Here is a 12,346-nt window from a genome sequence, read left to right as displayed (position 1 = left end):
GGGCCTGCCCGACGGCTTCTGCGATACTTTTGTGCTTGCCGTCCTGTTAACCAACGGATCCTTCGAGGCTAACTTCAAGTAGCTTGCCGGCCTCGACAGCGAACTCCATGGGCAGCTCTTTGAACACTTCCTTACAGAAGCCGTTCACGATCATGGAGACCGCCTGTTCCGGGTCGATACCACGTTGGCGGCAAAGGAACATCTGCTCGTCGCTGACCTTCGAGGTGGTTGCCTCGTGCTCTACTATGGCCGACTTGTTCTTGCTTTCGATGTAAGGGAACGTGTGGGCGCCGCAGCGGTCGCCGATCAGGAGCGAATCGCACTGGGTAAAGTTACGTGCACCTTCCGCCCCGGGGCCGAATTTCACCAGGCCGCGGTAAGCGTTGGAGCTCTTGCCGGCGGAAATACCCTTGGAGATGATTGTGCTGGAGGTGTTCTTGCCCAGGTGAATCATCTTGGTGCCGGTGTCGGCCTGCTGGTAGTTGTTGGTCAGTGCCACGGAATAGAACTCACCAACGCTGTTTTCGCCACGCAGGACACAGCTCGGATACTTCCAGGTGACCGCGGAGCCGGTTTCGACCTGGGTCCAGGAAATCTTGGAGTTCTTGCCGATGGCGGCGCCACGCTTGGTGACGAAGTTGAAGATGCCGCCTTTACCTTCTTCATCACCCGGGTACCAGTTCTGCACGGTGGAGTATTTGATCTGGGCGTCGTCCAGGGCCACCAGTTCAACAACCGCAGCGTGCAGCTGGTTCTCGTCCCGCATGGGCGCGGTGCAACCTTCAAGGTAACTCACGTAGCTGCTGTCTTCGGCAATAATGAGAGTACGCTCGAACTGTCCGGTGTTGGCTGCGTTGATGCGGAAATAGGTGGACAACTCCATGGGGCAGCGAACGCCCTTGGGTACATAGACAAAGGTACCGTCGGAGAAGACCGCCGAGTTCAGGCCGGCGAAGAAGTTGTCACCAGCAGGCACTACCGAGCCCAGGTATTTTTTGACCAGCTCCGGGTAATCCTGGATCGCCTCGGAGATGGAACAGAAAATAACGCCGGCCTTGGCCAGTGGCTCTTTGAACGTTGTTGCTACGGAAACCGAATCGAAGACGGCATCAACAGCCACGCCCGCCAGCTTTTCACGCTCGTGCAGGGGGATACCCAGCTTTTCGTAGGTTTTCAGCAGTTCCGGATCCACTTCGTCCAGGCTCTGGGGCATGTCTTCCGGACGCTTGGGCGCGGAGTAATATGAAATCGAGTTGTAGTCGATTTTCGGATAGCCCACATGGGCCCAGTCCGGCTCGTCCATCTCGAGCCAGCGACGGTAGGCTTTCAGCCGCCACTCCAGCATCCATTCCGGTTCTTTCTTGAGGCCGGAAAGGCGGGCGATAACGTCTTCATTAAGGCCGGGTTCGAATGTGTCGGATTCAATGTCTGTTACAAATCCGTATTCGTATTCCCGTTTGATCAGCTCGTTCACCTCGGTGTCGGTGGTCGCCATGATCGTCGCTCCGTATTCTCTCATCGCGGGCTTGCGCCCTTGGTGTCGCCGGCAGCCTCATGAATGGGCTGTCGATCGGATGTCATCAGTTTGGGTGTTGCAGTGATCGCTCATCCTGTGAGTACGCCCTGCAATCGCTTTTTGGATGACGGATTTCCAAAGCTGATGCTGATAATTAAGCAGAAAAGCAGCTTGAATCCATCGCTTCTGGGCAGCGATTATACAATACCAGAGTAAAATAGTCAGGTATTAATTTGAACGTGGGGTGATTATACCTTAATCGGCCTTTGGGGCACTAAGAGGGTGGTAATGAGGCTGATAGTCAGGTTCTTGCAGGACTGGAGTTTTTGAGAAGGACGCCAAGCGGGATTGCCTCCCAAAACACGCCGTGAACCCATCCCTGGGGGCTCGGCATTGCCATCCATGGCAATGCACGGTTTTGGGAGGCAATCCCGCTTGGCGCCTCAGACTAATTGCTAGTCGCCGGTAGCCAGGAGTCTGGTGAGGTAGCTGTGCTCCAGAGTTTGTGGAAGATTAGCCGGTTTTGGAATCCGCACGATATGCCCGCTGCCCGGCGCATAGTCCATGGCCTGGCCGTTTCGGTTCTCCATGACATTAGCCGAGAACCGGATGTTGCCGGCCGGGCTGATCAGTTCCAGTTGGTCGCCGGGGGCGAATTTGTTCTTCACGTCTATGGTCAGCCACTGGTCATCCTTGCCGGTAATGGTGCCAACCACCTGCTGGGTGCCAAGGAATGAGGAGCCCTGTTCGTAGGTCTGGTATTCCCGGGGCATATGGCGGCGCAGGAAGCCTTCGGTATAGCCCCGGTTGGAGAGGGCTTCCAATTCGTCCATCAGGTTCATGTCGAACGGCTTGCCCTGCACCGCCTCGTCGATGGCGCGACGGTAGACTTGGGTGGTGCGGGCCACGTAGTAGGTGCTCTTCGTGCGGCCCTCAATTTTCAGGGAATGAACGCCCATCTTTGCCAGTTCAGCAACGTGTTGAACGGCTCTCAAATCCTTTGAGTTCATGATGTAGGTGCCGTGCTCGTCTTCATAGGCGGGTATGAATCCGCCCGGGCGGTTGGGCTCTTCCAGCAGGATTTCTTTCGGTGCCACTTCCTGTACGTCGCCGCCGCCACAGGTGGCGATCAGGTCGCCGGTCTGGTCGTGGCCGTGCTGGACCTGTTTGTAGTTCCAGCGGCAGGCGTTGGTGCAGGCGCCCTGGTTGGCGTCCCGGTGGTTCATGTAACCCGAGAGCAGGCAGCGGCCAGAATAAGCCATGCACAGGGCGCCGTGAACGAAGACTTCGAGCTCCATCTCCGGGACCCGTTCGCGGATCTCGCGAATTTCATTCAGGGCCAGTTCACGGGAGAGGATGACTCGGCTGATTCCCTGACGCCGCCAGAACTCTACCGTGGCCCAGTTCACCGCGTTGGCCTGTACTGAAAGATGGATGGGTTGGTCTGGCCATTTTTCCCGCACCAGCATGATCAGGCCGGGATCCGACATGATCAGCGCGTCGGGTTTTTGTTCCAGTACTGGCGCCAGATCCCTCAGATAGGACCGCACCTTGTCGTTGTGAGGTGCTATGTTGGAGACAAGGTAGAACTGTTTGCCCAGTTCGTGGGCCCGTTCAATGCCCGCGCCAAGCGCTGCAACGTCTTTGAAACTGTTGTTTCTTACTCTCAGCGAATAGCGCGGCTGGCCTGCGTAGACCGCATCGGCGCCATAGGCAAAGGCGGTTTCAAGGTGTTCGGGGGTGCCCGCGGGGGCGAGCAGTTCCGGGGTTTTCATAGTGGCTCCGGGCGATTCTGAAAACGGGGCATTCTGCCGTATGCCGTCGGCCGTTCCCTTGATCCTGCTCAAAGGTCTTATTGATTGTTTTCGGCTAACATGTGTACGCTCACGGTTCGGGCTTTTCGGGCCGAAGCGTTGCAAAGGAGGAATTCAGGATGGCATCAAAGCCTCTGACGCCAGAGGTGGCGCGGGCTTCGCTGAGTGTCAGGGTCAGTTCCCTGATCAGTGTTCAGCTTGCTCGTGGCAAAGTTGGTGTGGAAGTCGTGGCGTCGCAGCTGCATATGAGCCGCTACACGTTGCACAAGAAACTGAAGCGTGAAGGGCTGACCTTCGCCCGTTTGCTGGAGGATGTTCGCCGCAGGCAGGCGCTGACCTACATGCAGGACAGGACCAAACCGCTGGTGGAGATTGCCGAGCAGCTCGGTTTTTCGGAGTTGAGCGCATTCAGCCGGGCTTTCAAGCGCTGGATGGGGACATCCCCGGCTGAATACCGCTCTGTCAGGCTATCCTGATCCGGATTAGACTTTTTTGAACACCAGTGAGGCATTGGTACCACCAAAGCCAAAGCTGTTGCTCATCACCAGGTCCAGTTTCTGGTTATCCATGCGTTCCCGAACGATCGGGTAGCCTTCGGCCCCTTCATCAAGGTCCTGGATATTTGCCGATGGAGCAATAAAGCCTTCACGCAGCATGATCAGGCTGTAAATAGCCTCGTGTACGCCCGCCGCGCCAAGAGCGTGGCCGCAAAGGGGTTTGGTGGAGCTCAGCGGCGGGATCTTGTCGCCAAACGTCTCTTTCAATGCTTTCAGCTCGGTGATGTCTCCGGCCGGGGTGCTGGTGCCGTGAGTATTCACGTAGCTGATTTCGCCATCCAGGTTCTTCATTGCCTGCTTCATGCAGCGCACTGCGCCCTCGCCACTCGGGGCAACCATGTCGGCGCCATCGGAAGTTGCACCGAAGCCGACGAGCTCTGCCAGGATGTTTGCGCCCCGCGCTTCTGCGTGCTCCAGCGCTTCAAGGGCCAACACACCGCCACCACCAGAAATCACGAAGCCGTCCCGGTTCGCGTCATAGGTGCGTGACGCCAGTTCAGGCGTGTCGTTGTATTTCGTCGACAGGGCGCCCATTGCATCGAACAGCAGGCTCAGGGTCCAGTGGATGTCTTCGCCTCCGCCGGCAAACATGACATCCTGGCGCCCGAGAGCGATCAGATCGGCGGCATGGCCGATCGAATGCGCGCTGGTAGCGCAGGCAGAGGTGATGCCGTAGTTGATGCCGCGAATGCCAAATCCGGTTGCCAGTGACGCGTTGATCGCACTGCCCATGGTGCGCGGCACGCGATAGGGCCCGACACGGCGGATACCGCGGTCGCGATGGGTATCGATGGAATCCAGCAGCTCAACCGTCGAGGCGCCGCCCTGGCCAAAGATGATACCAGTGGTGTCGGCCTTGATGTGCTCATCGGTCAGCCCGGCCTGCTCGATAGCCTCAAGCATCGCCAGATAGGTGTAACCGGAAGCGGGGCACATGAAACGCCACAGTTTCCGGTCAATCAATTCGGGCAGGTTCAGGTTGATCTGGCCGCAGATGTGGCTGCGCAGACCATTGTCCCGGGCTTCTTCGCTAAAGCCGATGCCAGAACGGGATTCCCTGAGTGACTGTGCGACTTCCTTCTGGTTGGTACCAAGGCTGGAAACAATGCCCATACCGGTGATTACAACACGACGCATCCTGTTAACTCCTAAAAATCATCGGTCGAGGTGAACATGCCGACCCGCAGGTCTTTGGCTGTGTAGATTTCCCGGCCGTCTACCTCCATCCGGCCATCGGCAATTGCCATGGTCAGTTTGCGCCTGATCACGCGTTTGAGATCCAGACGGTAGGTGACTTTCTTGGCCGTCGGCAAGACCTGGCCGGTGAACTTCACTTCACCGGCGCCCAATGCGCGGCCCTTGCCTTCACCGCCACCCCAGGCGAGGAAGAAGCCTACCAGCTGCCACATGGCATCGAGGCCGAGGCAGCCCGGCATCACGGGATCATCAACGAAGTGCACCTTGAAGAACCACAGGTCCGGATTGATGTCGAGCTCCGCTACCAGGCTGCCCTTGCCGTACAGGCCGTCGTCGTCCGCAATGTGCGTGACGCGGTCAAACATCAGCATCTCGTTGATGGGCAGGCGCATGGAGCCGGGGAAGAGCTCGCCATGGCCGCATTTGATCAGGTCTTCTTTATCAAAATGATCCGGGTTCATAGTGCCAGTGTCTCTGTTACAAAATGATTTCCTCATACTTTAGCTCGAATTTCGGGAGCTGCTATTGACCTTTAGTGGATGATTGCCGGTTTGAAGTTCCCCGAACTCGTCTGTTAACCCCGTTTGATGGTCATCAAGGTGCTTGTGCGACCCCGCGAATACAATCATCCATAAGAAGTCCGTTCTGTGACATCCGGAGATTCGAAACTGGCAAGGAGGGCGTATGTCCGGGAATGATGAAATTATCGCAGGCAAGGTTCGGCGCGAGGGTGACCGGGTTTTGGTACGTCTTGAAAGAGAAACCGGGCACTTGCCTGAACGAGTCTGGCAAATGCTGACAGACTCGGTGTGTCTGGCGGAGTGGCTGGCACCTGGAACGCTGGATGCCAGGCCCGGCGGTCGGGTTCAGCTGGATTTCGGTAACAGTGGTATGCCGATCGATTGTCGGGTCACGGATTGCCAGCCGAATCGTCGCCTGGCCTATTCCTGGAGTTCGGGTGATTCCCCCGAGCGTCCGTTGATATGGGACCTTGATCCCATCGACGAGGGAACCCGCCTGTCGCTGACATTATTGCTGCCTGATGATGAGGTGGTGCCGATTGCCTGTGCGGGCTGGGATGCTCATCTTGAGATGCTTCTGGCGGCATTGGAAGGAATCAGTATTCACTTCCCTGCCAGCCGGTTCCGCCAGGCAAGGGCAAGGTTCGAGTTGCTGGTCAGGCAGGAGTTGGCTGCCTGACCAGCGGTTCAGCCTTCACGACCATCGGGTCTGGGGCTGGCGAGGATGCCGGTGTAGCGGTACAGGAACATACCGAAGGCAAACAACCAGAGCAGGGTGCTGCTGCCAATGCCGGGGTGCCAGGGAATGATTTCGAAGGCGGTAAGCACCCGTATCAGTGCGGCCAGATGAATTGCAACGAACGCAAGCACCATGCCTTTGGGCAGCACCAATGGTCTGCCGCTGTGGCCGAGGGCGACCCGGGCAATGACCCCGAGAATCAGGCACGCGACCGCGCCGGTTCCGGCGGCGTGACTCCACGCGTTGGACGGCCAGCCCGCGAACAGTGTGCCCGCGAGCAGGAACAGGGACACCGGCACCCACAGGATGGACAGGTGCAGAATCCAGAGCAGGGGCTCCTGGCGTACGAGCCAGCCCTTCCATCCCGCCAGACGCACCAGCATAAGCCCACCGGACAGCAGCGCCAGCAAACCAGTAACGGTTTGCCAGCCAGTCACCAGGGATGCCATCAGCAGAATCAGGCTGAATACAGTTGCCATGTCCAGCGCGGGAATGGTCTTTACAGCGTTGCTGTCGAGTCCCCTCTGGCGCAACCAGCCGGTGGAAAACGCCGGAGTGATGCGGCCACCGACAATACTGATCAGTGCCATGGCCATGATCAGGGCACCATAGCTGAAGGCCATGTCGAGGCGGGTGACAAAGCCGATCTGCATCAGCCAAAGCAGGCCGAGTACCACCATGATCATCAGTTGTCGTTTTTGCCGGGCGTGCCAGATACGCCAGCCGGCATCCACCATCACCAGGGGCAGGAATGCCAGGTTTACTCCCTGAACCAGCCAAAAGGGCAGGTCAGCACCGGTTGCCAGCAGTACACGGCCGGCCAGCCAGACGCCCCAGAGCAGCACCAATCTGAATCCATGAGTTCGTTCTGTCTGGGTCCAGACACACACTGCGGTTAACAGGAACCCCGCGATCGCTCCCGACAGAAAGCCAAACAACATCTCGTGCTGGTGCCAGAATAACCCGGGCATGGCCAGTGGAAGACTGATAACACCATTGACCTGCATCACCCAGAGGGGAATGACGGCAAGGGCCAGAACGGTCATGGACAGAAAGAAAATCCGAAAGGGGTAGGAAAATAATTGGCTGACGCTGACCGGCGCCCGTTCAGGGGAAGTAGGAATGGCCCGCATAGATGTCTCCCATATACATGTATTCTGTGTATATGTTAAACCCTGACAACCGCGTTAACCATACCTGCTTGTAGGTAGATTGCGTACAATGCGGCAAAACGCCTGTTAACTAAGGAACTTTCATGACCGCGTACATGATTCTGAAACACCTGCACGTGACCACCGCGTACCTCACCATCACACTCTTTGCCCTGCGTCTGCTCCTGGACGCCGTCGGAAGACCTGGGTGGCGACAGACACCGCTGCGGTTTATTCCCCACATCAACGACACCATTTTGCTGGTGGCGGCGATCTCTCTGGTTTTTGTGGCCGGGTACGCTTCGGCCATGCCGGGTTGGCTGATTGCCAAAATTGTCTTACTGGTCGGCTACATTATTGCTGGCGTGTTCGCTCTGAAAACCACCCTCGGAAAGCCCGTTCGAATTTCCGCGGCGGTACTGGCCCTGGTGCAGGTTACGGCCATTCTTCATTTGGCCCTGGCCAAGCCGTTCTGAGTCAGCGCTTTTCGCTGATCTGCTTCGTCAGCTCCGCCAGTTGTACCTGAACGGCCTGGAGCTGGCGGGCAATTTCGTCCCGCTCATCGTGGGCCTTCTGGGCCTGCTTGGCGTTCTGCTCCTCACTCATAACCTCCAGGATTGCCCCGATCATCATATTCAGGAAAACAAACGCCGTCAGGAATATGAAGGTGATGTAGAAAACCCAGCTCAGCGGATACTGCTCCATGGTGGCGTACATCACATCCGTCCAGTCCTCGAAGGTAGCCACCCGGAAGAGTGTCAGCATGGCAATGGCCACGTCGCCCCAGAGCTCCTCGTCCACGCTGGCGAAGAACATCGAACCCATGGCCGCGTAAATGTAGAAAATGATGAACATCAGCAGGGCGATGTAGCCCATGCGCGGAATCGCTTTTAGCAGCGAGTTGATCAGGAACCGGAGCTCCGGAACCACCGACACCAGGCGCAACACCCGGAAAACCCGCAACAGACGTCCCAGCAGAACCGCTTCGGAGTTATCCAGAGGAATCAGGCTGCCGATGACCACCAGGGTATCGAACAGGTTCCATCCGTCGAACAGAAAACGTTTCTTGTTGGCGCACACACCGAATCGGAACAGGATTTCCAGCAGGAAAAACAGGGTGATGGCGTTGTCCATCACGATGAGCGACTTCTCCACCAGGGGCGGCAGATCATAGGTTTTGGCGCCAATGGTCAGTGCCGACAGGATGATGATGGTGATGACTGCGCCCTGGAAAACCTTGCTGGACTCAATGCGGCGGAGTTTCTCGAAACCGGAGGCGGGGTTCAGTTGGGACGGCATGGCAGGCGACGGCTCCAGAAGATTCGGGGAAGGCCGAATTCTAAAGGGCCGGGACAGAATTGGATAGCCTCAACAAGGGTCGTTCGTTGTGCAAGGTGCCCCGCTGGGTGTAATTAGCAGGATTTATTCAGCCTGATCAGAAATATTCATTCGTGCGATCCGCAAACCCTTCCCATAATCAAGTCGCAAACAATAAAACCAAAAAGCGAGTGACAATCCATGGAAGATAGACCGGAGTTAGCCGGCTGGCGCTGGGGGCCGTTCACGTTCCGCGTGCCCTTTTACCACACGCGCCTGTGTTGGTCCGAGTTCCTGCAAGGGCTGTTTGTTTCAGCCGCTACAGGCCTGGCATTGATTCCCGTAATGACCGCCTTCTTCGGCCTCAGTTTTGAAGAAGCCGTCGCATTGTCGATGATCCATGCCTCCCTGATTGCCTCGGCGGTGATTGTTTTCGGCGAGCCCTACGCTGGCGGCTGGATTACCCCCGCGTTGCCCCTGATTCTGGCGTTTGTAATAGGGGGCTACGAGGACCCGGTCAGCCGGTTCCAGGCGATGACCGCGCTGAGCCTGGTGTTTGCCTCGCTTGTCCTTTTTCTCGGGATAACCGGCCTGGGTCGTCGCTTTGTGATTTGGCTACCCGATACGCTCAAGGCCGGCATCATTCTCGGGGCGTCGATAGCTGCGCTCAAGCGGGTGTTCGTGGACGATGCCGAGCGCTTTCTGCTTGAACAGCCCATCGCCACGGGTCTTGCCTGTGCCATCTGTTTGATATTCACGTTCTCCATTCCGATGCAGAAGCTCAAGGAGCGCAGCCGGTTCTTCTTTATGCTGGGAGCCCTGGGCCTGCTGCCGGGCTTTCTGGCCGCGGCCATCGTCGGGCCCTTGGTTGGCGAGGTGGATTTCGATATTCAATGGGGAATTCTGGTGCCACCACTGGGCGAGGCATTGGCGAAGGTTTCTCCACTGGCCATCGGCTGGCCGTCCCAGGAGATGATTCTCCAGAGTATTCCGCTGGCACTGATTGCCTACATCATTCTGTTTGGCGATCTGGTCACCGGGAATGAAGTGCTGCGGGATGGCTTGAAGGTGCGCAAGGACGAGCACGTGGATATCAACCTGAACCGCACCCATTTCTCCCTGTCGATCCGTAACGCCATCATGGGTATTGTGGCGCCCTTCTTCCCGACCCAGGGAGCGGTGTGGACCGGCGTACATGTAATTGTGGTGCAGCGCTGGAAGCAGGGGCCGAAGGCCATGAACAGCTTACACAGCGGCCTGGCCTCCTACTACCTGATGGGCCTGCCGTTCATCTTCTTCCTGTTGCCGCTGCTGACCGGCCTCAAACCGCTGCTGGGTGTTGCGCTGTCGCTGACTCTCGTGCTGACCGGTTTTGCCTGTGCTTACATTGCCATGTCGATCCCGAGGGACAATGCCTCAAGGGGTACGGTGGTTCTGATCGGCGCTGCTCTGGCGTTCTTTGAGCCATGGATGGGGCTGTTGATAGGCGTGGTGGCAACCCTGGCTCTCGTGGGCTGGGATCGCAGCCCGGACCCGATTCCCCACGACGAGTGACGAGCTGATGGCAGATCCCTGGTGTCAGCCAGCCTGGCCCAGGATGATCTGCCATTCCTCCTCGCTCACGGGCATCACCGAGAGCCGGTTACCCTTGCGGACCAAAGGCAGGTCCTCAAGCCCGGCCATGGATTTAAGCTTATCCAGCGGGATCAGTTTCGGCAGGGAGCGAACGTACTTCATGTCCACGGCTTGCCAGCGAGGCTTCTCAGCGGTGCTCTTGGCATCAAAATAGGGCGATTCAGGATCAAACTGGGTCGGATCTGGATAGGCGCTGCGAACGACCTTTACGATACCGGCTATCCCGATGTGTTTGCAGCTGGAGTGATAAAGAAAGACCTCGTCACCCTCTGCCATGCGCGCCAGAAAATTCCGGGCCTGGTAGTTGCGCACGCCATCCCAGGGGATTACACCGTTCGGGGCCTTGGCAAAATCCTCGATGCCGCATTCTGCAGGTTCTGATTTAACCAGCCACTTCGTCATGATGTCTCATCCTTGTTTCCGGATCTGCCTCATCGCACCTGGCAATTATACGAAAAAGCCCCGCTGTGCGGGGCAACAAGGCGTAATGGGTGAAACGCTTCATGAGCGTCCCGCGGTTGGCGGTGGCGCCAGCGGTTCTCTCGGCTTTTTGCGGTTCAGCGGGTAAAACAACTGTGGCGAAGCCAATTCCGGCAAGTCCGTTCTTTCCTCGTTGGCGGCCCATTCCACCCGCTCGGCAGACCGGATTGCGTAGTGCATCCACACCAGGGCAGCGGCGACGATCACGAACATCAGCATGAAACAGCTCTGCCAGATCCCGGTGAGATCGTTCAGCACGCCGAATGTCAGCGGCAGGATGAATCCGCCGAGGCCGCCAATCATGCCGACCACACCGCCCACTGCGCCGACGTGCATGGGGTAGTAAACCGGAATGTGTTTGTATACGGCGGCCTTGCCCAGGGACATGAAAAAGCCGAGGACAAAGATCAGGGCTACAAACATGGGCAGGTTCATGGCCAAGGTAAAGCGGATATCGCCATCAATGCCCTGTACCACATAATCGGTGGGCGGGTAGCTCAAAAGAAACGTGCACAGAACCGACGCTCCGAAGGTCCAGTACATTACCCGGCGGGCGCCGAAACGGTCCGACATCCAGCCACCGAGAATCCGGAACAGGGACGCTGGGATGGTATAGAGCGCCGCAATGATGCCGGCGGTTTTGATGTCCAGGCCGTAAACGCCGATCAGGAAGTGCGGCAGCCAGAGTGCCAGGGCCACGAACGCGCCAAAAACGAAAAAATAGTACAGGGCAAACCGCCAGACCCTCAGTTCCCGCAGCGGCTCCATCTGCTCCATGAAGGACTTTGCCTTTTCGCCCGCGCGCTCGGCGGCCATCGGGTCTTCCTTGGCCAACACGATGAAAACAACACCCATGATTGCCAGCACCGTGGCGTAGATCTGGGCAGTGCTTTCCCAGCCGAATGCGACCAGCAGGAATGGCGCTCCGAAATTCGTCACCGCCGCCCCAACGTTACCTGCACCAAAAATCCCCAGCGCCGTTCCCTGCCGTGCCGGCTCAAACCAGGCCGCTGTGTAGGCAACGCCCACGATGAATGCGCCACCGGCCAGGCCAACGCCAAGAGCCCCTACCAGAAGCATGATGTAGGTGGTTGCGAAGGTCAGCAGGTAAACGCAGGCAGCGGTGGTGAGCATCAGTATGCCAAAGACCCAGCGACCACCGTACCGGTCTGTCCAGATGCCCAGGAAGAGTCGGCTGATGGAGCCGGTGAGAATGGGGGTCGCCATCAGAAGGCCCAACTGGGTATCCGATAAACCCAGATCCTCGCTTATCCGGATGCCGATGATGGAAAAGATGGTCCACACAGCGAAGCACAGGGTGAAGGCGAACGTGGACAGACCCAGGGCGCGATACTGCTCGGGTTTTGACGGGCTGATGGCCATGCGTACCTCCTTCCGGATGTTGATCGAGGATGTTTG

At 57.8% G+C, this 12,346-nt stretch carries 12 protein-coding genes; 4 read left to right on the top strand and 8 right to left on the bottom strand.

Going from position 1 to position 12,346, the window contains the following annotated elements; all coding sequences use genetic code 11:
- Positions 1-46 precede the first annotated feature (46 nt).
- Positions 47-1,495 carry a Fe-S cluster assembly protein SufB gene (gene sufB, locus AC13DD_RS17465; RefSeq protein ID WP_008169346.1) on the bottom strand — a complete coding sequence of 483 codons (1,449 nt, stop codon included), beginning with the start codon at positions 1,493-1,495 and terminating at the stop codon, positions 47-49.
- 476 nt (positions 1,496-1,971) lie between these two features.
- Positions 1,972-3,291 carry a prephenate-dependent tRNA uridine(34) hydroxylase TrhP gene (gene trhP / locus AC13DD_RS17460; RefSeq protein ID WP_053112987.1) on the bottom strand — a complete coding sequence of 440 codons (1,320 nt, stop codon included), beginning with the start codon at positions 3,289-3,291 and terminating at the stop codon, positions 1,972-1,974.
- A 158-nt stretch (positions 3,292-3,449) separates the two neighbouring features.
- On the opposite strand from trhP, the gene AC13DD_RS17455 reads away from it, so the two are divergent.
- On the top strand, positions 3,450-3,806 hold the full coding sequence (locus AC13DD_RS17455; protein WP_014578227.1) for a helix-turn-helix transcriptional regulator: 357 nt from the start codon (positions 3,450-3,452) through the stop codon (positions 3,804-3,806).
- Positions 3,807-3,812: 6 nt separating this feature from the next.
- Here AC13DD_RS17455 and fabB read toward each other — a convergent pair whose 3' ends face one another.
- The gene (gene fabB / locus AC13DD_RS17450) at positions 3,813-5,024 is read right to left on the bottom strand and encodes a beta-ketoacyl-ACP synthase I (RefSeq protein WP_008169352.1); all 1,212 of its coding nucleotides are present in this window, start codon (positions 5,022-5,024) and stop codon (positions 3,813-3,815) included.
- A gap of 11 nt (positions 5,025-5,035) precedes the next feature.
- Entirely contained in the window at positions 5,036-5,545 is a 510-nt protein-coding gene (gene fabA, locus AC13DD_RS17445) for a bifunctional 3-hydroxydecanoyl-ACP dehydratase/trans-2-decenoyl-ACP isomerase (RefSeq protein WP_008169354.1), read from the bottom strand.
- Positions 5,546-5,768: 223 nt separating this feature from the next.
- On the opposite strand from fabA, the gene AC13DD_RS17440 reads away from it, so the two are divergent.
- Entirely contained in the window at positions 5,769-6,284 is a 516-nt protein-coding gene (locus tag AC13DD_RS17440) for an SRPBCC family protein (RefSeq protein ID WP_482931528.1), read from the top strand.
- Positions 6,285-6,292: 8 nt separating this feature from the next.
- Here AC13DD_RS17440 and AC13DD_RS17435 read toward each other — a convergent pair whose 3' ends face one another.
- Positions 6,293-7,477 (bottom strand): NnrS family protein, encoded by a 1,185-nt coding sequence (locus tag AC13DD_RS17435; RefSeq protein ID WP_273085739.1) that lies wholly within the window; start codon positions 7,475-7,477, stop codon positions 6,293-6,295.
- Positions 7,478-7,599: 122 nt separating this feature from the next.
- Here AC13DD_RS17435 and AC13DD_RS17430 point away from each other — a divergent pair, with 122 nt between their 5' ends.
- Positions 7,600-7,971, top strand: a complete 372-nt coding sequence (locus AC13DD_RS17430) for a SirB2 family protein (RefSeq protein WP_041645567.1) — start codon at positions 7,600-7,602, stop codon at positions 7,969-7,971.
- Between the two features lies 1 nt (position 7,972).
- Here the strand turns inward: AC13DD_RS17430 and AC13DD_RS17425 are convergent, their stop codons facing one another.
- Positions 7,973-8,794, bottom strand: a complete 822-nt coding sequence (locus tag AC13DD_RS17425; RefSeq protein WP_014578224.1) for an ion transporter — start codon at positions 8,792-8,794, stop codon at positions 7,973-7,975.
- A gap of 219 nt (positions 8,795-9,013) precedes the next feature.
- Here AC13DD_RS17425 and AC13DD_RS17420 point away from each other — a divergent pair, with 219 nt between their 5' ends.
- The gene (locus tag AC13DD_RS17420; RefSeq protein ID WP_092032095.1) at positions 9,014-10,366 is read left to right on the top strand and encodes a hypothetical protein; all 1,353 of its coding nucleotides are present in this window, start codon (positions 9,014-9,016) and stop codon (positions 10,364-10,366) included.
- A gap of 24 nt (positions 10,367-10,390) precedes the next feature.
- Here AC13DD_RS17420 and AC13DD_RS17415 read toward each other — a convergent pair whose 3' ends face one another.
- Complete coding sequence (locus tag AC13DD_RS17415) at positions 10,391-10,849, bottom strand: EVE domain-containing protein (protein WP_092032093.1); 459 nt, start codon at positions 10,847-10,849, stop codon at positions 10,391-10,393.
- Positions 10,850-10,948: 99 nt separating this feature from the next.
- Complete coding sequence (locus AC13DD_RS17410) at positions 10,949-12,310, bottom strand: MFS transporter (protein WP_092032090.1); 1,362 nt, start codon at positions 12,308-12,310, stop codon at positions 10,949-10,951.
- Positions 12,311-12,346 lie beyond the last annotated feature (36 nt).

This window comes from Marinobacter sp. L-13, from assembly GCF_056857715.1.
Note: the sequence above shows the minus strand (reverse complement) of the source record. Positions and strands in the feature narration are given on the sequence as shown.